The organism is Oceanihabitans sediminis (assembly GCF_003337215.1).
Taxonomy (GTDB): Bacteria; Bacteroidota; Bacteroidia; order Flavobacteriales; family Flavobacteriaceae; genus Oceanihabitans; species Oceanihabitans sediminis.
This window is the reverse complement of sequence record NZ_QPIG01000004.1, coordinates 1-25,538: the sequence shown is the minus strand read 5'-3', so window position 1 is coordinate 25,538 and position 25,538 is coordinate 1. Positions and strand designations below refer to the sequence as shown.

The 25,538-nt window shown below is 31.7% G+C and carries 24 protein-coding genes and 2 tRNA genes; 17 read left to right on the top strand and 9 right to left on the bottom strand.

Annotated features, from left to right (window positions below):
* The 5 genes from DU428_RS10295 (at position 1) to DU428_RS10275 (ending at position 6,511) form a co-directional block, all read left to right on the top strand.
* Entirely contained in the window at positions 1-864 is an 864-nt protein-coding gene (locus DU428_RS10295) for a peptidylprolyl isomerase (protein WP_072350822.1), read from the top strand.
* On the top strand, positions 827-2,287 hold the full coding sequence (locus DU428_RS10290) for a peptidylprolyl isomerase (RefSeq protein ID WP_113966310.1): 1,461 nt from the start codon (positions 827-829) through the stop codon (positions 2,285-2,287). The genes DU428_RS10295 and DU428_RS10290 overlap by 38 nt, the downstream gene beginning before the upstream one ends.
* Position 2,288: 1 nt before the next feature.
* Positions 2,289-3,242 (top strand): AAA family ATPase, encoded by a 954-nt coding sequence (locus DU428_RS10285; protein ID WP_113966309.1) that lies wholly within the window; start codon positions 2,289-2,291, stop codon positions 3,240-3,242.
* Between the two features lie 324 nt (positions 3,243-3,566).
* Positions 3,567-5,837 (top strand): aconitate hydratase, encoded by a 2,271-nt coding sequence (locus tag DU428_RS10280; RefSeq protein ID WP_113966308.1) that lies wholly within the window; start codon positions 3,567-3,569, stop codon positions 5,835-5,837.
* Positions 5,838-5,947: 110 nt separating this feature from the next.
* Entirely contained in the window at positions 5,948-6,511 is a 564-nt protein-coding gene (locus DU428_RS10275) for a TlpA family protein disulfide reductase (protein ID WP_113966307.1), read from the top strand.
* A 59-nt stretch (positions 6,512-6,570) separates the two neighbouring features.
* Here the strand turns inward: DU428_RS10275 and DU428_RS10270 are convergent.
* Positions 6,571-6,654: transfer RNA gene (locus DU428_RS10270), tRNA-Leu, on the bottom strand.
* 60 nt (positions 6,655-6,714) lie between these two features.
* Positions 6,715-6,787: transfer RNA gene (locus tag DU428_RS10265), tRNA-Lys, on the bottom strand.
* Between the two features lie 131 nt (positions 6,788-6,918).
* On the opposite strand from DU428_RS10265, the gene DU428_RS10260 reads away from it, so the two are divergent.
* Positions 6,919-7,437 (top strand): shikimate kinase, encoded by a 519-nt coding sequence (locus DU428_RS10260; protein WP_113966306.1) that lies wholly within the window; start codon positions 6,919-6,921, stop codon positions 7,435-7,437.
* Here DU428_RS10260 and DU428_RS10255 read toward each other — a convergent pair.
* Both DU428_RS10255 and DU428_RS10250 read right to left on the bottom strand, forming a co-directional pair.
* Positions 7,429-7,932 (bottom strand): phosphoribosyltransferase family protein, encoded by a 504-nt coding sequence (locus DU428_RS10255; protein ID WP_072350828.1) that lies wholly within the window; start codon positions 7,930-7,932, stop codon positions 7,429-7,431. The two genes, DU428_RS10260 and DU428_RS10255, sit on opposite strands and share 9 nt — an antisense overlap.
* Positions 7,933-7,984: 52 nt before the next feature.
* The gene (locus tag DU428_RS10250) at positions 7,985-8,371 is read right to left on the bottom strand and encodes an RNA-binding S4 domain-containing protein (RefSeq protein ID WP_072350829.1); all 387 of its coding nucleotides are present in this window, start codon (positions 8,369-8,371) and stop codon (positions 7,985-7,987) included.
* Positions 8,372-8,456: 85 nt separating this feature from the next.
* On the opposite strand from DU428_RS10250, the gene DU428_RS10245 reads away from it, so the two are divergent.
* Positions 8,457-9,533, top strand: coding sequence for an FKBP-type peptidyl-prolyl cis-trans isomerase (locus DU428_RS10245; protein WP_113966305.1), 1,077 nt, complete (start codon positions 8,457-8,459; stop codon positions 9,531-9,533).
* An 83-nt stretch (positions 9,534-9,616) separates the two neighbouring features.
* Here the strand turns inward: DU428_RS10245 and DU428_RS10240 are convergent, their stop codons facing one another.
* The gene (locus DU428_RS10240) at positions 9,617-10,201 is read right to left on the bottom strand and encodes a porin family protein (protein WP_072350862.1); all 585 of its coding nucleotides are present in this window, start codon (positions 10,199-10,201) and stop codon (positions 9,617-9,619) included.
* Between the two features lie 169 nt (positions 10,202-10,370).
* Here DU428_RS10240 and tgt point away from each other — a divergent pair, with 169 nt between their 5' ends.
* The 10 genes from tgt (at position 10,371) to DU428_RS10190 (ending at position 21,929) form a co-directional block, all read left to right on the top strand.
* Positions 10,371-11,501, top strand: a complete 1,131-nt coding sequence (gene tgt / locus DU428_RS10235) for a tRNA guanosine(34) transglycosylase Tgt (protein WP_072350831.1) — start codon at positions 10,371-10,373, stop codon at positions 11,499-11,501.
* A gap of 51 nt (positions 11,502-11,552) precedes the next feature.
* Positions 11,553-12,629 (top strand): LptF/LptG family permease, encoded by a 1,077-nt coding sequence (locus DU428_RS10230; protein WP_072350832.1) that lies wholly within the window; start codon positions 11,553-11,555, stop codon positions 12,627-12,629.
* Positions 12,616-13,518 (top strand): DMT family transporter, encoded by a 903-nt coding sequence (locus DU428_RS10225; protein ID WP_072350833.1) that lies wholly within the window; start codon positions 12,616-12,618, stop codon positions 13,516-13,518. Before DU428_RS10230 ends, DU428_RS10225 begins: the two co-directional genes overlap by 14 nt.
* Before the next feature lie 55 nt (positions 13,519-13,573).
* Positions 13,574-14,527 (top strand): acetyl-CoA carboxylase carboxyltransferase subunit alpha, encoded by a 954-nt coding sequence (locus tag DU428_RS10220; RefSeq protein ID WP_072350834.1) that lies wholly within the window; start codon positions 13,574-13,576, stop codon positions 14,525-14,527.
* Between the two features lie 256 nt (positions 14,528-14,783).
* Entirely contained in the window at positions 14,784-16,316 is a 1,533-nt protein-coding gene (dnaB, locus tag DU428_RS10215) for a replicative DNA helicase (RefSeq protein WP_072350835.1), read from the top strand.
* 83 nt (positions 16,317-16,399) lie between these two features.
* Complete coding sequence (locus DU428_RS10210) at positions 16,400-17,413, top strand: AI-2E family transporter (protein WP_113966304.1); 1,014 nt, start codon at positions 16,400-16,402, stop codon at positions 17,411-17,413.
* Positions 17,414-17,633: 220 nt separating this feature from the next.
* Entirely contained in the window at positions 17,634-18,818 is a 1,185-nt protein-coding gene (locus DU428_RS10205) for an asparagine synthetase B (protein ID WP_072350837.1), read from the top strand.
* Positions 18,819-18,820: 2 nt separating this feature from the next.
* Positions 18,821-20,521, top strand: a complete 1,701-nt coding sequence (locus tag DU428_RS10200; RefSeq protein ID WP_113966303.1) for a tetratricopeptide repeat-containing sensor histidine kinase — start codon at positions 18,821-18,823, stop codon at positions 20,519-20,521.
* Positions 20,514-21,182 carry a LytR/AlgR family response regulator transcription factor gene (locus tag DU428_RS10195; protein ID WP_072350839.1) on the top strand — a complete coding sequence of 223 codons (669 nt, stop codon included), beginning with the start codon at positions 20,514-20,516 and terminating at the stop codon, positions 21,180-21,182. The genes DU428_RS10200 and DU428_RS10195 overlap by 8 nt, the downstream gene beginning before the upstream one ends.
* Before the next feature lie 468 nt (positions 21,183-21,650).
* Positions 21,651-21,929 (top strand): EF-hand domain-containing protein, encoded by a 279-nt coding sequence (locus tag DU428_RS10190; protein ID WP_072350863.1) that lies wholly within the window; start codon positions 21,651-21,653, stop codon positions 21,927-21,929.
* A 66-nt stretch (positions 21,930-21,995) separates the two neighbouring features.
* On the opposite strand, the gene rplT is transcribed toward DU428_RS10190, so the two are convergent.
* The 4 genes from rplT to thrS form a co-directional block, all read right to left on the bottom strand.
* Positions 21,996-22,340, bottom strand: coding sequence for a 50S ribosomal protein L20 (rplT, locus tag DU428_RS10185; RefSeq protein ID WP_072350840.1), 345 nt, complete (start codon positions 22,338-22,340; stop codon positions 21,996-21,998).
* A gap of 99 nt (positions 22,341-22,439) precedes the next feature.
* Entirely contained in the window at positions 22,440-22,637 is a 198-nt protein-coding gene (gene rpmI / locus DU428_RS10180; protein ID WP_072350841.1) for a 50S ribosomal protein L35, read from the bottom strand.
* Between the two features lie 70 nt (positions 22,638-22,707).
* The gene (gene infC, locus DU428_RS10175; protein ID WP_243633523.1) at positions 22,708-23,202 is read right to left on the bottom strand and encodes a translation initiation factor IF-3; all 495 of its coding nucleotides are present in this window, start codon (positions 23,200-23,202) and stop codon (positions 22,708-22,710) included.
* A 90-nt stretch (positions 23,203-23,292) separates the two neighbouring features.
* Positions 23,293-25,227, bottom strand: coding sequence for a threonine--tRNA ligase (gene thrS / locus DU428_RS10170; RefSeq protein WP_072350843.1), 1,935 nt, complete (start codon positions 25,225-25,227; stop codon positions 23,293-23,295).
* Positions 25,228-25,538: the final 311 nt, after the last annotated feature.

Below are 25,538 nucleotides of genomic sequence, written 5' to 3'. Positions count from 1 at the left end.
TTGAAATTAAAGCCCTACATAATAATTTTATTTATTTCACTAGTTCTTAGTGGGTGTCATTACTTAAAAAAAACAGAGGAAAAAGTTCCAGTAGCAAGAGTGCATGAAACCTATTTGTATAAAGAGGATATTGCAGATTTAATTTCAGAAGGTGTATCAAAACAAGATAGCACCATGATGATAAATAACTATATTACAGGTTGGGCAACGCAACAACTATTAGTTCAAGGAGCAAAGCGAAACTTAAACGAAGAAAAACTAAACCAATTTAATAGATTGGTAGAACAATATAAAAACGATTTATATTCTAAAGCATACTTAGAAGCTTTGGTAAATAGAGATATTGATACTACTGTTTCTATGGAAGAAGCAGAAGCTTATTACGTTGAAAATACAGAAGCGTTTAAATTAAATGAAGAACTTGTAAAGTTTAGATATATTAATCTAGACAAGAAGATGCAAGACGATGATGAAAAGGAAATAACCAAGAAATTTAAAAGATTTAATGAAGCGGATAAAAGGAATTTAGATTCTATTTCTATCCAGTTTAAATCTTATTCTTTAAATGATTCTATTTGGATACGATGGAGTCAAGTAATAGATAAGATTCCAGCAATAAATTATGAAAATAGTGAGCAATTGTTAAAAAAATCTAATTTTATACAACTCAAAGACTCATTAGGTTTATATTTGATGCAAATTAATGATGTACTATTGCAAAACAGTACTGCTCCTTTAGAGTATGTAAAACCAACAATAAACCAAATTGTCATTAATAAAAGGAAATTACAGAAAATAAGAGAATTAGAAAAGGATATCACAAAAGATGCAATTAAAAACAAACAATTTGAAATCTATAAATAAATTGAAACACCTACTTATATTAAGTATAGCAGTATTAATCTCAGGTACAATCACAGCCCAAGAGATTATTGAAGATGAGGTAAAAGAAGAAGTAAAAGCAATATCTGTAACAGATAGTGTTAATTCCTTACAAGCCATAAAAGTAGATGGAGTTGCTGCAGTAGTTGGTGAACACATTATCTTAGACTCAGACATTGATAAAACCATTTTACAAATGAAAGCCCAGGGAGTATCTACAGAAGATATTCCAAGATGCCAGATCTTTGGTTCTTTATTAGAAAATAAACTATACGCACACCACGCAGTACAAGATAGTATTGAGGTTTCTGAAGCAGAAATTCGTTCGAATGTAGATTATCAAATTCAACAATTTTTAGCACAGACAGGTGGAGACATGCAAAAGCTTTTAGACTTTTATAAAAAAGAAGACGAAAAAAGCTTTAGAGAAGAAATGTATCAAATCAATAAAAACAATGAGTTAGCTAAGCGTATGCAAAGCAAAATTATTGATGAAATTGAAGTTACACCAGAAGAGGTGAGAGTTTTCTTTAATGCAATTCCTAAAGATGAAAGACCAACTTTTGGTACAGAATTAAAAGTTTCTCAAATAGTTATAGAACCAAAGGTTTCTTCAGAGGAAATTGAAAAGGTTATAAACAGATTAAAAGAATTTAAAGCAGATGTATTAGAAAACGGAGCAAGTTTCCGTTCTAAAGTAGTGCTTTATACCGATGATAAAGCTTCAGTAGCAAAAGGAGGTTTATATACCTTACACCGTGAAAAGCCTTTAATGGTAAAAGAATTTAGAGATGTTGCTTTTTCTTTACAAGAAGGAGAAATTTCAGATCCATTTGAAACAGATTTCGGATACCATATCATTCAATTAGAAAAAATTAGAGGACAAGAATACGATGTTCGTCATATATTATTAATTCCAAGCGTTTCTTCAGCAGCAATTAATGAAGCAAAAGAAAAATTAGAAGGAATTCGTGAGCAATTAATTAAAGAAGAAATTACTTTTGAAGAAGCAGCCAGAAAATACAGTGACGAAAAGGAAACTAGAAGTGAAGGAGGATTCTTAATTAACCCTGCAACCCAAGATTATAATTTTGAATTAACTAAAATGGATACAGAACTGTATACACAAATTCAAAGTTTAAAAGATGACGAAATTAGCTTGGTTTTAAAAGATCAAGACAGAACAGGAAAAATCAAATTTAAAATATTACGAGTTACAGATAGAGTAAATGAGCACGAAGCAGATTACTCTCGTGATTATTTGAAAATTAAAGAGCTAGCTTTAACAGAAAAAAGATTTAAAGCTATTGGCGAGTGGCAAAATCAAAAAATCATGGATACCTACATTAAAATTAATGCAGACCATAGAGACTGTGATTTTTCTAGTAACTGGTTAAAAAAATAATATGTCTGACGTAGCAGCTGTAGAACAATTTGTAAAGAAGTATAAGGACCTAAAGCAAGAAATTGCCAAAGTAATTATTGGTCAAGATGAGGTGGTGAGCCAAATCTTAATTTCTGTCTTTTCAGGAGGACACTCTTTATTGATTGGTGTACCAGGTTTAGCAAAAACCTTAATGGTAAATACAATTGCTCAGGCTTTAGGATTAGATTTTAAACGTATTCAGTTTACGCCAGATTTAATGCCTAGTGATATTCTTGGTAGTGAAATATTAGACGAAAATCGAAACTTTAAATTTATAAAAGGTCCAATTTTCGCCAATATTATTCTTGCAGATGAAATTAACAGAACCCCTCCAAAAACGCAAGCAGCCCTTTTAGAGGCAATGCAGGAGCGCTCTGTAACTGTTGCAGGTCATCATTATAAATTAAACTTACCTTATTTTGTGCTAGCTACACAAAATCCAATTGAGCAAGAGGGTACTTATCCTTTACCTGAAGCACAGTTAGATAGATTTATGTTTGCTATAAATCTAGAATATCCTTCTTTTGAAGAAGAAGTACAGGTTGTAAAAGCAACTACTACAGATGTAAAATCCACTGTAAATGCTTTGTTCAATGCACAAGAAATTATAGATTTTCAACAATTAATTCGCCGTATTCCTGTAGCAGATAATGTAATTGAATACGCGGTAAAAATGGTTGGGAAAACGAGACCAAATAGCGATGCCGCTGCAGACCTTGTAAAGAATTATATAGATTGGGGAGCAGGTCCAAGAGCTTCACAAAATTTAATTTTAGCAGCAAAAACGCATGCTGTTATTCATGGGAAATTCTCTCCTGATATTGAAAATATACAAGCTGTATCAGCAGGAATTCTACGTCATAGAATAATTAAAAATTATAAAGCAGAGGCAGAAGGGATTACAGAAGAACAAATTATCCAAAGTTTGTTTTAGCGGGTTTTCTAATTTTATTTACAAATAATTATTTGCTTCTAGAGTATAAAGCAATCTCTTAGCTTTATTTTCAGTTTCAAAAGATGTCTAGTTTAAAATCATTCTGCATAAAATAACAGGTATTTTTAGGGTGATGATTTGTTAATTTTTAATAATTATTCTGCATATTTTGCTTTTTTGCTATTTTGTATGATATGAAATAGCGGAATTTTGAATTATTTTTAAAGTTTTTTCGATATCACTAATTACTTTCTAAATTCTATTAATTTTCGTAAATTTGCAAGACTTTAAACGAATTTTAATTATAACTTAAAAATATACTTTATGGCATTCGATATCGATATGATAAAAAAGGTCTATAGCCAAATGGCTGAACGTGTAGACGCTGCACGTGACGTTGTTGGAAGACCGTTAACACTTTCAGAGAAAATATTATATAATCACCTTTGGGATGGTAAAGCAACTAAAGCTTTTACTAGAGGTAAAGATTATGTGGATTTTGCACCAGATCGAATTGCATGTCAAGATGCTACTGCGCAAATGGCATTATTGCAATTTATGCAAGCAGGAAAGCCTAAAGTGGCTGTTCCTACAACAGTACACTGTGATCACTTAATCCAAGCTAAAGAAGGAGCTGCAAAAGATTTAAAACACGCTAACTCTGTGAGTAGTGAAGTTTTTGAATTCTTAGCTTCTGTATCAAATAAATACGGAATAGGTTTCTGGAAACCTGGAGCTGGTATTATTCACCAAGTAGTTCTTGAAAATTATGCTTTCCCTGGAGGAATGATGATTGGAACAGATTCTCATACAGTAAACGCTGGAGGATTAGGAATGGTTGCTATTGGTGTTGGTGGAGCAGATGCAGTGGATGTAATGGCAGGAATGGCTTGGGAATTAAAATTCCCGAAATTAATTGGTGTACGTTTAACAGGAAAACTTTCTGGATGGACAGCGCCAAAGGATGTAATCTTAAAAGTAGCTGAAATCCTTACTGCTAAAGGTGGAACAGGAGCTATTGTTGAGTATTTCGGACCTGGAGCTACAGCAATGTCTTGTACAGGAAAAGGAACTATTTGTAATATGGGGGCAGAAATAGGAGCAACAACTTCTACTTTTGGTTACGACGAATCTATGGAGCGTTATTTACGTGCTACAGATAGAGCAGATGTTGCAGATGAAGCAAATAAAGTAAAAGAATATCTTACTGCAGATGCAGAAGTATATGCTAACCCAGAACAATATTTTGACCAAGTAATAGATATTAACTTATCAGAATTAGGACCATTATTAAACGGACCTTTCACTCCAGACTTATCAACTACAGTTGGTAAAGAAATGACAGAGAAAGCTACAGCTAATGAATGGCCATTACAAGTAGAGTGGGGATTAATTGGTTCTTGTACAAACTCTTCTTATGAAGATTTATCAAGAGCATCTTCTATCGCTCAACAAGCAATTGATAAAGGATTAAAAATGAAAGCAGAACTTGGTATTAACCCAGGTTCAGAGCAAGTTCGTTATACAGCAGAAAGAGATGGTATTTTAGGAATCTTCGAACAATTAGATGCTAAAATATTTACAAACGCTTGTGGACCATGTATCGGACAATGGGCTAGATATAGCGATCCTAAAAATGCACCTAAAAACAGTATTGTACATTCTTTCAATAGAAACTTTGCTAAACGTGCAGACGGAAACCCAAACACACACGCTTTCGTAGCTTCTCCAGAATTAACCGCAGCTATTGCAATTTCTGGTAGATTGGATTTTAACCCAATGACTGATAAGTTAATTAACGAAGAAGGTCAAGAAGTTATGTTTGATGAACCAACTGGATGGGAATTACCTCCAAAAGGTTTCGCTGTGGAAGATGCAGGGTATGTTGAGCCAGTTGTAGATGGAAGTAAAGTAGAAGTAAGTGTGAGTCCAACTTCAGAAAGACTTCAATTACTTACGCCTTTCAAACCATTAGGAAACAAAATTGAAGGAGCTAAATTATTAATTAAAGCTTTCGGAAAATGTACAACAGACCACATTTCTATGGCTGGACCATGGTTACGTTTTAGAGGACATTTAGATAATATTTCTAACAATATGTTAATTGGAGCTGTGAATGCTTTCGGAATGAAAACTAACTTTGTTAAAAACCAATTAACTGGTGAATACGGAGGAGTTCCTGATACTGCTAGAGCTTACAAAGCTGCAGGGGTTCACACAGTTGTTGTTGGAGATCATAACTACGGTGAAGGTTCTTCAAGAGAGCACGCTGCAATGGAGCCTAGACATTTAGGTGTTGCCGCTGTTATTGTAAAATCTTTTGCTAGAATTCACGAAACAAACCTTAAGAAACAAGGTATGTTAGGTTTAACTTTTGCTAATGAAACAGATTACGATTTAATTCAAGAAGATGATACATTCAATTTTGTAGATTTAAATGAATTTGCTCCAGATAAGCAATTAACATTAGAAGTGGTTCATACAGATGGAAGCAAAGATGTTATTAAATTAAACCACACATATAACCAAGCACAAATTGATTGGTATAATGAAGGTTCTGCATTAAACTTAATTAAAAAGGAAAATAACGCTTAATTAGCTTATTTTAATTAATAATATATTTAAAACTCCTGAATGTACTTTCAGGAGTTTTTTTATTGTAAGAAATGAAATGTCACAACGTCTAAGTTGTTTAAATTAAAGGAATGAAAAAATCAAAGTTTAGCCCAAGTAATATCATTTTTGTAATCGTGATTGCGTTATTAATAATACCGCAGACTCGAAAACCAATTCAAGTTTTTATGCATAAAGGAATGGCCTTGATAAACCCGTCTGAAATTAAAGAAGATAAGCGAGAGCAAGTAGCTTCCTATAATTGGAATCTTGTAGATCCAGAAGGGAATACATATAATTTTAAAGAAGCACAAGGAAAAGTAGTTTTTATCAACTTTTGGGCTACTTGGTGCCCACCTTGTATAGCTGAAATGCCAAATATAGATGATTTGTTTACCGATTATAAAGATCGTGTTGTATTTCTATTGGTTTCAAATGAAAACCTAAAAACGATTAAAGATTTTAAGGATAAAAACGATTATAATTTTAAATTCTATCAGTCTTTATCCAACCCTCCACGTAATTTCAATACCACAAGTATTCCTCAAACTTATATTATCGACAAATCTGGAGCTATCGTAATGGATAAAACAGGAGCTGCCAATTGGAATAGTGATAGTGTAAGAAGTCTATTAGAAAAGCTTTTGAAGGCTTAGAAATTCTTTTGAAATAAGTATAAGGGGAAACTAAGTAAGGTAGGTAATTTGTTTATTAGTGCACACGAGAAGATTCGAACTTCCACATCCTAATGGATACTAACCCCTCAAGCTAGCGCGTCTACCAATTCCGCCACGTGTGCAATTATAATTACAAGATAATATAAATAAAAAAAAGTTAAGCAAATGCTTAACTTTTTTTGTGACCGGGCTGGGGCTCGAACCCAGGACCCTCTCCTTAAAAGGGAGATGCTCTACCAACTGAGCTACCCGGTCATTGTTCTTTCGTTATTGAGGGTGCAAATATAGAACAGATATTTAATAAAACAATAGCTTTTATAAATTTTTTTTTTTGTTTTTTTGCAACAGTGAATCTATGTTTTTAATTATCAGTTAATAAGGTCTAAATGAAAATAGTATTATTTGGTTATATGGCATCTGGAAAATCCTTTTTAGGGGAAAAACTCGCCAAAATTATAGGTTATTCTTTCCAAGATTTAGATGCTTTTATAGAGAAAAAGGAAGGAAAGAGTATTTTTGAGATATTTTCTAGCAAGGGAGAGATCTATTTTAGAAAAAAAGAAACTGCATATTTACAAGAATTAATTGCACAACCAGGAGATGCAGTTATTAGTTTAGGAGGAGGGACGCCGTGTTATGGAAATAACTTAAATCTATTGTTAAATAATCCTACTATAAAAACCATTTACTTAAAAGTGTCTATCCCTAATTTGGTTGATAGACTTCTGGTAGAACCAAATATACGCCCACTTATTTCGCATCTTAAAACAAAAGAAGATTTACAAGAATATATAGGGAAGCATCTATTTGAAAGATCTGCTTATTATAGTCAAGCAGCATTTATTGTTGATGCAAACCAAGATCAAAAAGAAATTTTAGACGCTATACTAAAATTACTAGTTTAAGAAAGCTTCAAAATTATCTCCTTCTAAAATAACATCTACATGTTCGTGTAGAGAAGTAGAAAGTGAAATTCCTTTAAAATCGGCCTTAACAGGGTATTTTTTATGGTTTCTATTTACCAAAACAGCAGTTTTAAATTGTTTTAAAGGAACGTCTAAAAAGTGTTTCACCCCGTAAACTAAGGTTGTTCCGCTATTTAAAACATCATCTATAAGAACAACAGATTTGTTTGTGTATTCTTCTGCACTTATAGAAGTTTTAATTTTATTTAAAGGATTCTTTTTATCTATAGTAACTTTGCAAAGCACAGGTTTTATTGTAGATATTTTAGATAAAACAGTTTTTAGCTTCTTGGCTAGTATATACCCATTGCTATCTATTCCTGCTAATATAACTTTTTCTTCATTTACATTACTTTCATAAATTTGATAAGCAATTCTTCTTATCTTATGAATGATTTCTTCGTTTGTTAAAATAGTGTTTGTCTTGATGCTCATAGCGTTGTAAATGTGTTTCTATAAATAAAGCTAAAAAGTAAAAGTAATAATTTTAGATGTCATTTTCTTCTAGATTTTCCTCTTTATATTCGTCAATATCCCTTCTGTCTTTTTTGGTTGGTCTTCCTGTTCCTTTTTTTCTATAATAATCTTTAGAATATTTTAAAAGTTCTTGGGCTTCAAAAGCTTCTTTAGGAGTTATATCTGTTCTGTAAATGTCTACCAACTTTGCGCCAACTCTGTTTGGAGGAATATCGTTTATTTTTAATTTATAATTTATTTGGTCTTTTCGTACTTCAATAGTGTCGGTAGGATAAACTTCTCTACTAGGCTTTACAACTTCCCCGTTCACTTTTACATGTCCTTTTTTACATGCTGTTGTTGCAATATTTCTAGTTTTAAAGTATCTAACACACCATAAAAATTTGTCAATTCGCATAAAATTTATATATATAAAACTACGTTAATCTTCTTGCTCAAAATTAGTTAAAAATTGTATCTTGCACGCAAAAAATGTAGTAATAATGAATTTAAGAAAAATTATATTTACCATATTCACTGTATTCTTAGTGTTGGTTTCTTGTAAAGATGATGATGATAAAGTAGAAATTGTTCCGCCTAGAGATAGAACAGAAGTATATGCTGAAGATTTAGAAGAAATTGAAACTTTTTTACAAACGCATTACTTTAACTATGACGAATTTGATTTTTCAGATCCATATAGTCCGGCTAATGACAATTACGAAATAGTTTTTGGGAAAATAGAAGACGATCCAACAAAAACGCCAATAATGGATATGTTAGATCAAGAGAACGGACCTTTAAAATATAAAGAGGTTCAAGATCCAGTAGAAGAAAGCTTAGTTTACAGATTATATTATTTAGATATAAGAGAAGGACAAGGGTATGAATTAAACAGTATAGATAAGGTGTACCTGAATTATGATGGCGTTTTATCTGATAACGAAAGTTTTGAAAGTACGGTAAACCCTATCAACTTGGAATTAACATATCTTACTACAGGTGGAGTTGTTACTGGATTAAGAGAAGCTTTATTAGAGTTTAAAACAGCAACAAATTTTACTGAAAATGGTGACGGTACTACTACTTATCATAATCACGGAATTGGAGCAGCTTTTGTTCCTTCAGGATTAGGGTACTTTGAGATATACCAGAATAACATTCCAAATTATTCGCCATTAATATTTAAATTCTACCTATACGATCGTACATTATTAGATCATGATAAAGATGGAATCCCTACTATCTTAGAAGATTTAGATGGTGATGAAAATTATTTTAATGATGATACAGATGGCGATGGTGCTCCTAACTTCTTTGATAAAGATGATGATGGTGATGGAATTCCTACAAAAGATGAAATTATCTTAAAAACCTATCCAGAAGAAGGAATGGCAGACTTCTTAACGAAAGAAGATGCTCAAGCTTATTTTGACACTAATGCAGCAGATGATGAAGTGTTTATTGAAATTAGATACAATAACTCCGAAGCAACCTATACCTTAAAAACATTTATTGCACCAGATTCTAATGGTAATGGTAAACCAGATTACTTAGATATCACCTATCCGGTTCAATAAGCACATTTAAGAGTTTTTCTTAAACAAAAAAGCCACTAAATACATACATATGTTTTAGTGGCTTTTTTAATTTTAACCTTTAATTAAAGTAATAAAGAAATACTTAATATTAATTGTTCTGGTCTCGTGTCAATTCTACTTGCATCTAAGCCATTTTCATTTACAAAAGTTGCTTCATTATCATCAAAACCTCTTTCATAGCGAAGATCAATTCCAATTTTGTTGATGTTTACGCCAATTCCAAAATTAAGCCCAACAGTAAAATCTTTTTCTACATCATCTATTGTTACTCCATCAAATTCAGAATCTAGAATATACTGTAACGATGGACCGCCAAATACATTAAAAACCTTAAGTACATTTACCCCAACCAATAAAGGAGCATCTAGCTTTTGCATTACAAAGTCGTTTTGGTCGTATTCCGATTTTGTCTTGGTGTAAACTAATTCTGGTTTAAAGAATATGGTTTTACCTACTTTTCCAAATACTCCTACATGAAAACCTACGTTTTTGTCAGGGTTTTCTGCATTAGCGCTTATAGATTCAAAATACTTTCCGTTTCCATTGTAGTTTAAACCTCCTTTAATTCCGAAGCCGTTTCCTTGTTGTGCATTTGCATGAAATATAAAAGCAAATACCAATAAAGATGTAATTAGTGTGTTTTTCATAATCATCAATTTTGTTATTTTTAATAAATAACGAAGATACAATCTAAATATTTTCTATCAAGACTATTTCGTTATTCTCAAATACCAATAAATAAGTTTTAAATTTATTATATGTTTAAGAATGAATCTTGTTTAGTTAATTATATTTGCGACTTCATAATATATTTATATGAAATTTGAACTAAAAGGAAAAGACCCTCAAAGTAGCGCAAGAGCAGGAGTAATGACAACAGATCATGGTGTTATTGAAACTCCTATATTCATGCCTGTAGGTACAGTAGCTTCTGTAAAAGGGGTTCATCAGCGAGAATTAAAGAATGATATTAACCCAGATATCATTTTAGGAAATACATATCATTTATTTTTAAGACCAAAAACTTCTATTTTAGAAAAGGCAGGAGGTTTACATAAATTCATGAATTGGGATAGAAATATCTTAACCGATTCTGGAGGGTATCAAGTTTATTCCCTTTCTGCTAACAGAAAAATTAAAGAGGAAGGTGTTAAATTTAAGTCACATATAGATGGAAGTATGCATATGTTTACTCCAGAAAACGTGATGGAAATTCAACGAAGTATTGGTGCAGATATCATCATGGCTTTTGATGAATGTACTCCATATCCTTGTGATTACAATTACGCTAAGCGTTCTATGCATATGACGCATCGTTGGTTAGACAGATGTATCAAGCATCTTGAAAAAACACCTTTTAAATACGATTACAGTCAAACGTTTTTTCCAATAGTACAAGGAAGTACGTATAAAGATTTACGTAGACAATCGGCTGAATATATAGCAAATGCAGGAGCAGAAGGAAATGCAATTGGCGGACTTTCGGTAGGTGAACCAGCAGAAGAAATGTACGCAATGACAGAAGTTGTTACGGCAATTTTACCTGAAGATAAACCTCGTTATTTAATGGGGGTTGGTACACCAATTAATATTCTTGAAAATATTGCTCTAGGTATTGATATGTTCGACTGTGTAATGCCAACTCGTAACGCAAGAAACGGTATGTTGTTTACAGCACACGGAACTATTAATATTAAAAACAAAAAGTGGGAAGATGATTTTTCGCCAATAGACGAAATGGCAATCACTTTTGTAGATACAGAATATAGCAAAGCATATCTTAGACATTTATTTACTGTAAATGAGTTACTAGGAAAACAAATAGCTACTATTCATAATTTAGGTTTTTATATGTGGTTGGTTCGCGAAGCTAGAAAACATATCTTAGCAGGTGATTTTAGAGAATGGAAAAACAAAATGGTAAAACAAATGGATAAACGTCTTTAAGAAGCTTTAAGATAAAAACAACGATTTAATAATAAACAACTTAACTAAAGATTGAAAATACTTGATTGGTACATATTAAAACGATATTTGTCTACATTTTTCATGATGTTGCTACTATTTATTCCTATCGGGATTACGGTGCATCTAGCAGAAAAAATTGGAAAAATATTAGAAAACGACGTGCCAATTGATGAAGTGCTGCTTTACTTTGTAGACTTCACTATTTATTTTGCTCATTTACTTTTTCCGCTGTTTTTATTCTTGTCGGTGATATTTTTCACCTCTAAACTTGCCAATAATACAGAGGTAATTGCTTTTTTAAGTTCAGGAGTTTCCTTCTCTAGGTTTTTAAGACCTTATTTGTTTGGTGCAACAATTGTTTCGGTATTCGCTTTAATTTTAGGATTGTACTTAGCACCAGAGGCAAGTAAAGGCTTTAACGATTTCGATTATAAATATTTCAAACGTGGGAAAAGTGCCGCCGATACCAAAAATGTATTCCGTCAGATTAATGATAATGAATACATCTACGTGAGTAGTTTCAATATTAAAGAAAAACTAGGCCTTAACTTCACTTTAGAACATTTTGAGGATAGTAAAATGACTTATAAAATTGAAGCACAAAACATTCGATTTATAGAAAAAGATTCCACCTATAGGTTAATTAACTACGTTAAACGAACTATTGGAGAACATGAAGATATCATTGTAAAAGAAAGAAGAAAAGACACCCTTTTCTCTTTCGATATAGAAGATTTAACCCCGGTAGAATATATAGCAGAAACCCTAACTTACGGAGATCTAACACGTTTTATAGAGAAGGAAGAAAAAAGAGGTTCTTCTAATATAGGTCGTTATCAATTGGTAAAGTACAGAAAATGGAGTTTACCGGTTTCGGTATTTATTTTAACCATTATAGCAGTTGCTGTTTCTTCTATTAAACGTAGAGGAGGAATGGGGGTAAACTTAGCCTTTGGTATTTGTATAGCTATGGTTTTTGTATTCTTCGATAAGATTTTTGGTGTTATGGCTTCACAGTCAGACTTTTCTCCAATATTAGCAGTATGGTTTCCTAATATGATTTTTGGTATATTAGCTATATACCTTCTATATAATGCTAAACGATAAGTTAAAGAATTACCTGCACTTACATTTTCTAGTATTTATTGCTGGTTTTACTGCCATTTTAGGAGAGTTAATCACCATTAGTGCTGTGCCATTAGTTTGGTTTAGAATGCTTATGGCAATTATATTAATTAGCTTGTTTGTAGCAGTAACCAAAACAAAAATAAAACTTCCTCTTAAATCTATTGCTAAGCTTTCCATAGCAGGAGTTGTTATAGCTTCTCACTGGATAACTTTTTTTGGGGCTATAGAAATTTCAAATATCTCTATTACACTAGCTATGTTTTCCACAGGGGCATTTTTCGCTTCTTTGATAGAGCCAATTATATTTAAAAGAAAAATTATTTGGTATGAAATGCTTTTCGGCTTTATAGTAATTATAGGCGTTTCTATTATTACACAAAGTGAAATGAGGTATATAAGTGGTATTCTTTTAGGGATTTTTTCAGCATTTTTATCCTCTTTATTTGCAGTTTTAAACGGAAAATTTTTAGAAAAACATCAAGCTACAACCATCTCATTTTATGAGTTTATTAGTGGTGTGGCCTTTTTAACCATTTTCCTGATGGTTTTTTATGACGGATTTTCAGTAGAGTTTTTTCAACTATCTACATCAGATTATATATATTTATTTATTTTAGCATCCGTTTGTACCGCTTATGCATTTATAGCTTCGGTACACGTAATGCGTTATTTAAGTCCGTATACAGTTGTACTAACCTATAACTTAGAGCCTATTTATGGTATCATTTTGGCCATCATTCTTTTTCCAGAAAAAGAAATAATGTCTACAAACTTTTACATTGGGTCCTCTATAATTCTTGGTGTAGTGCTACTTAACGGAATATTGAAAAATAAGAACGCTTTAAAAAGAAAGAAGATTACATACTAATTAAAAAATATGTAATTTTGTAGGCTAACAATAAACTAAAACTAAATTTCAAAACATGGAATATTTAGAATTTGAACTACCAATTAAAGAGCTAGAAGAACAATTACAGAAATGTGAGATAATTGGTAAAGAAAGTGAAGTAGATGTTTCTGAAACTTGTAAGCAAATAGAACAGAAACTAATTGCTACAAAAAAAGATATATACAAGAACCTTACACCTTGGCAACGCGTGCAATTATCGCGTCATCCAAATAGACCATATACCTTAGACTATATAAATGCGCTTTGTGGCGATACTTTTTTAGAACTTCACGGAGATAGAGGTTTTAAAGATGATAAAGCTATGATTGGTGGTTTAGGTAAGATTGGGGACCAAAGCTTTATGTTTATTGGTCAGCAAAAAGGATACAATACCAAAACAAGACAATACAGAAACTTCGGGATGGCAAATCCAGAAGGATACAGAAAAGCGTTGCGCTTAATGAAGTCTGCTGAAAAATTCGGAATTCCGGTTGTAACTTTATTAGATACTCCAGGAGCTTATCCTGGTTTAGAGGCTGAAGAGCGCGGACAAGGAGAAGCAATTGCAAGAAACATTCTTGAAATGACAAGACTGAAAGTGCCAATCATAACTATCGTTATTGGAGAAGGTGCTTCAGGTGGAGCTTTAGGAATTGGAGTAGGAGATAGAGTGATGATGCTTGAAAATACTTGGTATTCTGTTATTTCTCCAGAATCTTGTTCTTCTATTTTATGGAGAAGTTGGGAGTATAAAGAACAAGCTGCAGCTGCTTTAAAGCTTACAGCAAAAGATATGAAGAAACTTCAAATTGTGGATGAGATTATTAAAGAACCACTTGGAGGAGCACATCATAATAGACAAGAAACTTTTGATGCAGTTAAAAAGGTTATTCTTAAAACTTTTGAAGAGCTAAAAGACTTACCTACAAAAGATTTAGTAAATCAACGTATGGATAAATACGCTAACATGGGAGTATATAAAGGCTAGACCCAATAATACTCGCTAGGTTTAAAAAAACTGAAGTTTTAGTCTTCAGTTTTTTTTATGCTTATTAACAAAAAATATAACTTATTAACAGTTAAAATGTTGACTAAATGTTAAGATTCAACTATCTTTAAAGGAAGAATATCTTAACAAATTGGTTACTTTCGTGGTTACAAAAAGAGTAATAATAACATAGATTTAATACTTACATATTATCACTCAACAATCACTTTAACTTAAAAAAAACACCATCTATTAGATGAAACAACCGAATCAAATAAAAGGCTATCCAGTAGATAAAAGCACCTTAATTAATCTTGAAAGAGGAAAAATTCCGCCACAAGCACTCGATCTTGAAGAAGTTGTACTTGGAGCTATGATGATTGATAAAAAAGGTGTTGACGAAGTTATTGATATACTTAGTCCGGATGCTTTTTATAAAGAAGCACATAAATATATTTTTGAAGCTATTTTTCAATTATTCGAAAATAGTGAGCCTATTGATTTATTAACGGTTTCTAGTCAGTTGAAGAAAAACCAGAAGTTAGATGTTTCAGGGGGAGATTTTTATCTTATTTCTTTAACTCAAAAAGTTTCATCTTCTGCGCATATTGAATTCCATGCGCGTATTATTTTACAGAAATACATTCAGCGAAGCTTAATTAAGATTTCTTCAGAAATTATTGAAGATTCTTATGACGAAACTCAAGATGTTTTCGATTTATTAGATAAAGCAGAATCTAAACTATACGAGGTTACACAAGGGAATATTAAGAAATCTAGTGAAACCGCTCAAGAGTTAGTAATTCAAGCGAAAAAGAAAATTGAAGAAATTTCTAATAAAGAAGGTTTAAGTGGTATTGCAACGGGTTTCACCAAATTAGATAAACTTACTTCAGGTTGGCAGCCTTCCGATTTAATTATCGTTGCAGCTCGTCCTGGTATGGGTAAAACAGCTCTTACTTTATCTATGGCAAGAAATATTGCTGTAGATCAAAATGTACCAGTTGCATTTTTCTCTTTAGAGATGGCTTCAGTACAGTTAATTACTCGTTTAATTTCTAGTGAAACGGGATTATCTTCAGAAAAACTAAGGACAGGTAAATTAGAAAAACACGAATGGGAACAGCTTAACGTGAAAGTAAAAAGCTTAGAAAAAGCTCCTTTATTTATTGACGATACACCATCGCTATCTATTTTCGATTTACGTGCAAAAGCAAGGCGTTTAGCTTCGCAACACGGTATTAAACTAATAATGATTGACTACTTACAGCTAATGACAGGAGGATCTAGTCACGGTGGAAACAGAGAGCAGGAAATCTCTATGATTTCTAGAAACTTAAAAGCACTAGCAAAGGAGTTGAATGTACCTGTAATTGCCTTATCACAGTTATCTCGTGCCGTTGAAACTCGTGGAGGAAGTAAAAGACCTCTGCTTTCCGATTTACGTGAATCTGGAGCGATTGAGCAAGATGCCGATATTGTAAGTTTTATTTATAGGCCAGAATATTATAAGATTGATGAATGGGATGATGAAGAGCGTTCACCAACAGAAGGGCAGGCAGAATTTATTATAGCTAAGCACAGAAATGGAGGACTAGAAAATATTAGATTGAAATTTATTGGTAACTTAGGTAAGTTTGATAACCTAGATGATTTTGATTCCCCATTTGAGTTTCATTCTAAGATGAATGAAAATTCTAATGAAGATGATTTTAAAACAACGCATTTCCCTTCTCCAAGTGACGCCTTTGGTTCCCCAGGAGATGATGAAAGCGAAGTGCCTTTTTAACCAATATTCTTAGGAATTAATTGCTAATTCACTTAGCTAAAAAATTAATTAGTTTATTTTTGCTTCCTATTTTAAATTAAGAAATGTTAAACGAACGTAAAACAACCAATCTATTACTATTAATTATAGTAATTCCAATAGTATTTTATTTACTTAAAATACTATCCTTTATTTTTATTCCTCTGGTGTTTGCTATGTTTATTGCATTATTGTTTTTACCATTAATGCGTTGGTTGTCTAAGCGAAAAGTACCTAAAGTAGTCAGTATATTAATTGTAGTATTGCTTATTGTTGCCGGTCTTAAAGTAGGAGTGGAGCTTGTTAAAATAACAAGCAAGGAAATCATGTCTAATGACACTGCCTTTTTTGAAAAAGCAGAAGAAAAGATAGGTTTAGCAAAGGTGTACTTAGAAGAAACCTTTGGTATTGAAATGCAAAAGAATAAAAGTATATTGAGTCAGTTTGTAAAAAACGAAAACATTGGTTCTACATTTGGGTTTTTACGAAGTTTTGTAACTATGTTGTTGATGACTACTTTCTTTGTTATTCTTCTCTTAGCAGAATCTATAAACGTTCATGATGTGCTGAATAAGATTGTTTTAAAACAGAAACATACATCACTACGTACCTATGGAAAAATTCAAAAAGAATTAAACACCTTTATTAAAGTAAAAATATTAGTGAGTTTTTTAACGGGCCTAGGAACTGGTTTAGCATGTTATTTCTTTGATGTTAGTTTTCCTATATTCTGGGGCTTGTTTGCATTCTTGATTAATTTCGTGCAAATGGTTGGTTCATTTATAGCGGTAATTTCACTGTCTATATTTGCTTTTGTGGAGTTAGATCCTACTAGCACCTTGTTTTTCTTTATAGTTGCTATCACAGGAGTTCAGGTTTTATTTGGCACCATTCTAGAGCCAATTTTCATGGGGAAATCCTTCTCAATAAACGTTATTACAGTTTTAGTAATGCTTATGTTTTGGGGCTTCCTTTGGGGTATTCCAGGGCTTATTATGGCAATTCCTATTACTGTATTCCTTAAAATTATATTTGAGCAATTTCCTAATACCAAAAAGATTGCTGAGTTGATTTCGTAAATAATAACAATTAATAAAAAGGCTTGTTGGGAGAATCTCTTAACAAGCCTTTTTTTATGCATGTAATTTAATTTTGTGGGTATTATTCAATAAGTATTTACTATGTTGTATATTTACTATAATGACTAATAATTACTATTATACTTTGAAAAAATTAAGCATCTTATTCCTTCTGTTAATTTTAAGCTTGCCTTCATTTGCTTCATTTATTCTTATTCCAATGGATGCCGAAACGCAAAAAAATCATTTAAAAGCTTACGGAATTACTTATTGGACCTTAGATAAACAGTTAAAAGTACAGTGGCTTCTTAACTATAGAGGAGGATCCTTTTTGTTGCCAGATTCTGAAGAAATTCAGAGAGAATGTCAAATAAGAGGGGTTTCTTTTGAAGTAATTTCCGATGCTAAAGCTGCAAGTATTCTTGAAGAAATTAGCAGTCCAAGTAAGAATATGGATGCCGTAGTACTAGAAAAAGCTCCTAAAATTGCCGTTTATACACCTAAAGGGAAATTACCCTGGGACGATGCAGTAACTATGGTTTTAAGCTATGCAGAAATTCCTTACGAAACTATTTATGATGAGGAAGTTTTGAGCGATACACTTTTATTATACGATTGGCTACATTTGCATCACGAAGATTTTACTGGGCAATACGGAAAGTTTTACAGAGCCTACAGAACCGCGGCATGGTATATTCAAGAAAAGAAAGATGCCGAAGCATTAGCAGCAAAACTGGGGTATTCTAAAGTTTCTGAACAAAAATTAGACGTTGCCTTAAAAATTAGAGATTATGTAATAGGAGGGGGCTTTATGTTTGCCATGTGTAGTGCTACAGACAGTTTTGATATTGCTTTATCTGCACAAGGAGTAGATATATGTGAGCCAATGTTTGATGGTGATGCAAGTGATCCAAACTACCAAAGTAAAATAGATTACAGTAAAACTTTTGCTTTTACAGATTTTACACTAGAGCAAAACCCCAATGTATATGAGTTCTCTAGTATAGATATGACACAGAAAAGACAAATTCCTAAAACAACAGACTATTTTACCCTGATGGATTTTTCGGCAAAATGGGATCCAATACCAACCATGTTATGCCAAAACCATACAGCTTTAGTAAAAGGATTTATGGGGCAAACTACTTCATATACAAGAGATGAAATAAAAAGTAACGTATTGGTTATGGGAGAAAACAAAACCAATGGCGAAGCAAAATATATTCATGGTATAAAAGGAAAAGGCTTCTTTACATTTTATGGTGGTCATGATCCAGAAGATTATACTCATAAGGTTGGTGACCCAAAAACGGAATTAGAGTTATACCCAACTTCCCCTGGCTATAGACTTATTTTAAATAACGTTCTGTTTCCTGCAGCTAGAAAAAAGAAGCAAAAAACCTAAAAATGAAATATTTATTTCTACTTATTTTATTTTTTGTTTATCCATACTCCTTTTCTCAAAAGGATGATATTGTAGATTTTGGTCAGAATTTAATTTATGAAAATAAGTTAGAGGAAGCCATAAGCTATTATGAGAAACATTTAGCAGAAACAACTAACGAAGAGCAGAAAATTCACCTGTTTTTAGGACTAGCCGAAATTTATAAACTCCAATTAAATTATGATGTAGCCAACAGTTATTATGTTCAGGCTTTTACTACAATTAAAAGCAGTAATAATATTCAATTAGAATTTTTGTATCATGTTAAAATGATGGAGTTTTATAGAAAAAGAGTATTATTTGATAAAGCTGTAGAGCATCTAGATAAAGCATCATTAATATTAAAGGTTAAACAAATTAACGATGCTAATATGGCAAAGTTTTATGGAAGAAAAGCAGCTTTGTTTACGGAGCATTTTTTTAAGCCAGACTCTACACTTTTATATGCGAAAAAAGCATTACAGTTATCTAAAAAAGTTAACGACAAAAAGGGTGTTTTTTATGCTACACTTGAAATTTCAGGAGTTTATGAAGAAAAAAAAGATTATAGAAAAGCTATAAACTATTTAAAAGAGCTTATTGAATATGCAAAAGAGAATAATTTAGTTCAAAGTCAGGTCGATGCTTATATTAATTATACCCGAATATTGATAAAGGACAATCAATTAAATAAAGCACTTGAAGAATGCCTAAATGCCTTAAAGTTTGCACAAGAAAATGACTTGTTTTATGGAGAAATATTATTTATTGATAACATTCGTAATATTTATAAAAAACTTGAAAATATACCTAAAGCGTATGAGTATTTAGAACGCAGGTTAAAGCTTACAGATAAATACTATAATATAGAACATAATGAGTTTTTATTTGAACTTGAAGAAAAATATAAGCTTGCAGAGAAAGAAAATCAAATTAAAATAAATAAACTTGAAATTGAAAACCAAAATAAAGCTTTGGCATCAAGTAAAACAAAGCTATATATTATTATTGGTTTGTTTTTAATAACTATTATAGGAATCTTATTGATTGCTTACTTTTTAAGAAAGTCTAAAGAAGATAACAAGCGATTAAAGGCCTTATCAAAAGAAAATGAATTTCTGTTAAGTGAAGCCAATCACAGAATTAATAATAATTTACAGTTGGTGGTAATACTTATATTAGATCAATTAAAAAAAGCATCAGATACAGAAAGTATACAATTAAAAAACATATTAACTAAAGTGGAATCGATTTCAACATTGCACAAACACCTTTATAAAAGCAATGACATAAATAAAATTGATGTATCAAATTACTTAAACGATGTTAAAAGTGGTTTTTTCGATATCTTCAAAGAACAAGATATTAAGACCAACTTCAAAGTTGAAGCGGTAGAAATTCCTTCAGATTATGCCATGTATCTTGGATTATTACTTACAGAGTTGTTTATAAATTCTATAAAACATGCTTTTGGTAATCAACAAAATAAAAAGATCAATTTTCAATTGGCTCAAATTAATGATGCCTTATCTTTTAACTATTCCGATAATGGTACAACTACTAGTAACCAAGACAAAAAACCAAAGCTTATAGACAAGCTTTGCAGACAATTAAAAATCGACTACAAAATTAATACTAAAAGTGGTTTTTCATTTTCATTCGTAACAGAAATAAGTAATGACTAAACAGCAAGAAGCCAAAATCCTAATAGTTGAAGATGATGTTATTATAGCAGAATATATTTCAGAAATCTTACAAGAAGAACATTTTAAAAATATCAAAATTGCACACGACAAAGAATTAGCTCTATACGAAATGGAGCAATTTAAACCAGATATTATTTTAATGGATATTAATTTAAAAGGTAAAAACTCAGGTATAGAGCTGTCTAAAGTCAAAAACAAAAATGCAACAGTTATTTTTATAACCGGACAGCAAGATTATTCTTTAATGAGTGAAGCTTTAAAGACTAATCCGGATGCCTATTTAACAAAACCTTTAAAACGAGTAGATTTACTAGCTTCTATCAATTTAGCTATATTTAAAAAGCAATCACAAACCTTTCAGTTTAAAGATGGTTATGATTTAGTTAGTTTAGATTATGATGATATTAAATATATAGTCGCAGATGGTAATTATGTTAATATTCAAACAGTTTCTAAAAAGTATACTATTAGAAAATCTTTAAATACTGTTGCTGAAAAGCTACCTTCAGTTATTTTTAAACGATCGCATAGATCTTATATTGTTAATATAAATAAAGTACAGCGCGTGTCGTATAATTTTTTGATAATTAATAATGTAGAGATACCCTTGTCCAGATCTTTTTCTAAATCTTTCAAGTAGTTATTTACATACAAAATATTGTATTTCACCCCACCTTATTCTTTTATTATTGGTAAATGTATATTTTTGGTTTGCAAAATGATTTAAATCTGTAAGTAATACATACCATTTATTACACACTTTATTTTATAATTTAGCCGAATCACAAAAATACTCCTCTGTATGCAAGTGTGATTTTAATGATTAGGGATAAGTTGATTTTATATAGGTTACCATTAGACTCTAACAAGACGTATTTAAATAAAAGTCATGTTTATGATATAAACAATAAGTTAAATAAACTATTAATCGATTATTAAGCATTAGGGAGTTTAGTATTTTTCGATTTGCAGCGTTGTCATTTGATAACGCTGTTTTTTTATTGAGCTTTTTCTCTAGATTTCTTATTATTTTTGATGTTTATTAACAAAACTATATTATTAAAGAATATTATTTTTATTAAATTACATGGCAACTAAAACTATAGCTATGTCTACAAAAGAGCAAATATTATACAAGATTCAAATTCTTATTACCAATAACTTTAAAACACCAGAAGAAGCATTTGCTTTTTTTGATAAAGATAGTAGTGCTAAACTAGAGAAAAGCGAAATAGTAGCTTTGCTAAAACAAGCTGAAATTAATGGATTTATACGTGGAATAGTGTCTTCAAAACTTATTGAAGGCTATGATAAAGATGGTGACGGATTAATCAGTTGGGAGGAGTTTAAATTTGCAATCGATGAAATTGCAGATAAGGATAAATAAAAAAATCCGACTCAAATGAGTCGGATTTTTTATAAGCGAAATATGTTATCAATTAGGCAAGACGCCCTATTTTACTTTATCTACAATTGCTTTAAAAGCTTCTGGGTTGTTCATAGCTAAATCTGCTAAAACCTTACGGTTTAATTCGATATTGTTAGCTTTAACTTTCCCCATGAATTGTGAATAAGATAAACCGTGTTCTCTAGCTCCTGCGTTGATACGCGTGATCCAAAGTGCACGAAATGTTCTCTTTTTGTTTCTACGGTCTCTGTACGAATATTGCATCGCTTTATCAACCGCATTTTTTGCTACTGTCCAAACGTTTTTACGTCTTCCAAAGTAACCTTTTGCTTGCTTAAGAACCTTTTTTCTTCTGGCTCTCTTCGCTACTGAATTTACTGATCTTGGCATAATTTTAAATGTTTTTTGTAGTAGGCGACCAACTTAATGATACTTTATAGTTTGCCTAACTCCAGGGTTATTGATTTGTTTTAACCTATTAAAATAGTATTACTTTAAACGTAACATTACTTTAACATTGTTCTCATCTGCTTTATGTACTAAACCATCATGAGTTAACGCTAGCTTACGCTTTTTAGACTTCTTTGTTAAGATGTGACTTTTAAAAGCGTGCTTTCTTTTTATTTTACCAGTACCTGTAAGCTTGAAACGCTTCTTAGCACTAGATTTTGTTTTCATTTTAGGCATTTTTTTTCCTAGGTTTTATAATTTCGCTTATTATTTTAAAACACTAAACTCTTTAGTGTCGGTGATTGCATTACTTATTCTTCTTAGGAGCAATGAACATGGTCATACGTTTACCTTCTAATTTAGGCATCTGTTCTACTTTACCAAGTTCTTCTAAATCTTGAGCTAATCTTAATAATAAAATTTGCCCTTGCTCTTTAAAAACAATCGAACGCCCTTTAAAGAATACAAAAGCTTTCAACTTTGCGCCTTCTTTTAAGAACTTTTCTGCATGTTTCTTTTTGAACTCATAGTCATGTTCGTCTGTCTGAGGACCAAATCTTATCTCCTTAATAGTTACTTTCGTAGCTTTAGATTTTAAAGATTTATCACGCTTCTTTTGTTCGTAAAGAAACTTCTTATAGTCCATGACTTTACAGACAGGAGGAACTGCTTTAGGTGATATCTCCACAAGATCTAAACCTTGCTCATCGGCAATGGCTAATGCTTGCTTGGTTTTATATATCCCTATTTCAACATTATCTCCTACTAATCGAACTTCTTCTGATCTAATCTTAGAGTTAATTCTGTGTTGATCCTCTTTTATTACTCTAGGCGAGGACTGTCTTCTTCTACGTATTGCTATGACTTTTCTATTTTAGTTAAACTTATTATTTTAAAATTGTTTTAATGTCTTATTTACTTCTGTTTCAATAATTTCTGTGAATGCTTCTACACTAATCATGCCTAAGTCTTCACCACCATGTTTTCTAACAGAAATCTTTCTTTCTTCTTCTTCATTCTCCCCTACAATAATCATATAAGGAATCTTTTTCATCTCGGCATCTCTAATTTTCTTACCCATCGTCTCATTTCTATTGTCTGCCAAGGCGCGAATTTCGTTATTTTCTAGCAAAGTTAAAACTTTTTTCGCGTATTTTTCATATTTCTCACTAATAGATAGCACAATAACTTGATCTGGCATTAACCAAAGAGGGAAGTTTCCTGCTGTATGCTCAAGCAGTATAGCAATAAAACGTTCCATACTTCCAAAAGGAGCTCTATGAATCATTATAGGTCTGTGTAGTTCGTTGTCACTACCTTTGTACGTTAAATCAAAACGCTCTGGTAACGTGTAATCTACCTGAATTGTACCTAATTGCCATTGTCTTCCAAGTGCGTCTTTTACCATGAAATCCAATTTAGGACCATAAAAAGCAGCTTCACCTGTTTCAACAATATAATTTAAATTTTTGTCTTTTGCAGCATTTAAGATAGCATTTTCTGCTTTTGTCCAGTTTTCTTCGCTTCCAATATATTTATCTGGGTTCTCAGGATCTCTTAAAGATACTTGAGCAGTAAAGTTTTCAAATCCTAAAGATCCAAAAACATAAAGAACTAAATCAATAACATCTTTAAACTCCTTATCTAATTGATCTGCTGTACAAAATATATGCGCATCATCTTGTGTAAAACCTCTAACTCTTGTTAAACCATGTAGTTCTCCACTTTGCTCATATCTATATACTGTACCAAATTCAGCAAAACGCTTAGGTAAATCTTTATAAGACCATTGGCTACTGTTGTATATTTCACAGTGGTGCGGACAGTTCATTGGTTTCAATAAAAATTCTTCACCTTCTTTTGGGGTGCTTATCGGTTGGAAACTATCAGCACCATATTTGGCATAATGACCAGAAGTTTCATAAAGTTCTTTCTGACCAATATGAGGCGTAACCACCATTTCGTAACCAGCTTTCTTTTGTGCTTTCTTTAAGAAATTCTCTAATCGCTCTCTTAAAGCAGCACCCTTTGGTAACCATAATGGTAATCCTTGTCCTACTTTTTGAGAAAAAGTAAAAAGTTCTAACTCTTTTCCTAATTTTCTGTGGTCTCTCTTTTTTGCTTCTTCTAATAACTCTAAGTATTCTGTAAGTTCTTTCTGTTTAGGGAAAGAAATTCCATATACTCTTGTTAACTGCGTGTTATTTTCATCACCTCTCCAGTAAGCACCAGCAATCGATAAGATTTTAACAGCTTTTATAATTCCTGTATTAGGAATATGCCCACCTCTACATAAGTCGGTAAAAGTGTCATGATCACAAAAAGTAATCGTACCATCTTCAAGGTTTTCAATTAACTCTGTCTTATACTCATTATCTATATAAAGAGCTAAAGCTTCCGCTTTTGACGCTTCACGCATTTTAAACTCATGCTTCCCTCGAGCAATCTCAATCATTTTGTTTTCGATTGCTTTAAAATCTTTGTCAGAAACTGTATGCTCTCCAAAATCTACATCATAATAGAATCCATTTTCAATAGCCGGACCAATAGTTAGCTTCACTCCAGGATATAATTCCTCTAGTGCTTGAGCTAAAACGTGCGCACTAGAATGCCAAAAAGCAGTTTTACCTTCCTTGTCATTCCAAGTGTATAAAACAAGAGAACCGTCGGTGGTTAATGGAGTAGAAGATTCTACGGTTGTACCATTAAAACTAGCCGAAATAACATTTCTAGCTAAACCTTGGCTAATACTCTTAGCTACATCTATAGGTGTAACATTCTTTTCAAAAGATTTTACACTCCCATCTGGCAAAGTAATCTGTATCATTATATCATAAATTTTGAGGCACAAATATAATAGTATAAAAATTCACTCACAATATATATATAAGTATAAATTACGTTTTACTCTCAGGATACATCACAATATATAAATGGATCTATTTAGAGAAGCTTATTATGTAAAGACATCTTACCTACCATATAAATAGAATAGGAGAGAGCTAAGTTTCATTTCTTGGGCGTTCCTTTACTTAACTTTTTAGGAGTTAAGTAAAGTCAGGCTATCCGCTATATCTTTTGGCTACTTTTTTTAATAATCATATTCATACTATATTATAGTATACATATAATAAGGAG

Coding starts and splice junctions, on each gene's coding strand:
- dnaB (WP_072350835.1), top strand. CDS start 14,784: ATGAAACAACCGAATCAAATAAAAGGCTATCCAGTAGATAAAAGCACC.
- DU428_RS10255 (WP_072350828.1), bottom strand. CDS start 7,932: ATGAGCATCAAGACAAACACTATTTTAACAAACGAAGAAATCATTCAT.
- thrS (WP_072350843.1), bottom strand. CDS start 25,227: ATGATACAGATTACTTTGCCAGATGGGAGTGTAAAATCTTTTGAAAAG.
- DU428_RS10190 (WP_072350863.1), top strand. CDS start 21,651: ATGTCTACAAAAGAGCAAATATTATACAAGATTCAAATTCTTATTACC.
- DU428_RS10285 (WP_113966309.1), top strand. CDS start 2,289: ATGTCTGACGTAGCAGCTGTAGAACAATTTGTAAAGAAGTATAAGGAC.
- DU428_RS10220 (WP_072350834.1), top strand. CDS start 13,574: ATGGAATATTTAGAATTTGAACTACCAATTAAAGAGCTAGAAGAACAA.
- DU428_RS10260 (WP_113966306.1), top strand. CDS start 6,919: ATGAAAATAGTATTATTTGGTTATATGGCATCTGGAAAATCCTTTTTA.
- DU428_RS10210 (WP_113966304.1), top strand. CDS start 16,400: ATGTTAAACGAACGTAAAACAACCAATCTATTACTATTAATTATAGTA.
- DU428_RS10250 (WP_072350829.1), bottom strand. CDS start 8,371: ATGCGAATTGACAAATTTTTATGGTGTGTTAGATACTTTAAAACTAGA.
- DU428_RS10225 (WP_072350833.1), top strand. CDS start 12,616: ATGCTAAACGATAAGTTAAAGAATTACCTGCACTTACATTTTCTAGTA.
- rpmI (WP_072350841.1), bottom strand. CDS start 22,637: ATGCCTAAAATGAAAACAAAATCTAGTGCTAAGAAGCGTTTCAAGCTT.
- DU428_RS10280 (WP_113966308.1), top strand. CDS start 3,567: ATGGCATTCGATATCGATATGATAAAAAAGGTCTATAGCCAAATGGCT.
- tgt (WP_072350831.1), top strand. CDS start 10,371: ATGAAATTTGAACTAAAAGGAAAAGACCCTCAAAGTAGCGCAAGAGCA.
- DU428_RS10275 (WP_113966307.1), top strand. CDS start 5,948: ATGAAAAAATCAAAGTTTAGCCCAAGTAATATCATTTTTGTAATCGTG.
- DU428_RS10205 (WP_072350837.1), top strand. CDS start 17,634: ATGGATGCCGAAACGCAAAAAAATCATTTAAAAGCTTACGGAATTACT.
- DU428_RS10195 (WP_072350839.1), top strand. CDS start 20,514: ATGACTAAACAGCAAGAAGCCAAAATCCTAATAGTTGAAGATGATGTT.
- DU428_RS10290 (WP_113966310.1), top strand. CDS start 827: ATGCAATTAAAAACAAACAATTTGAAATCTATAAATAAATTGAAACAC.
- rplT (WP_072350840.1), bottom strand. CDS start 22,340: ATGCCAAGATCAGTAAATTCAGTAGCGAAGAGAGCCAGAAGAAAAAAG.
- DU428_RS10240 (WP_072350862.1), bottom strand. CDS start 10,201: ATGAAAAACACACTAATTACATCTTTATTGGTATTTGCTTTTATATTT.
- DU428_RS10245 (WP_113966305.1), top strand. CDS start 8,457: ATGAATTTAAGAAAAATTATATTTACCATATTCACTGTATTCTTAGTG.
- DU428_RS10200 (WP_113966303.1), top strand. CDS start 18,821: ATGAAATATTTATTTCTACTTATTTTATTTTTTGTTTATCCATACTCC.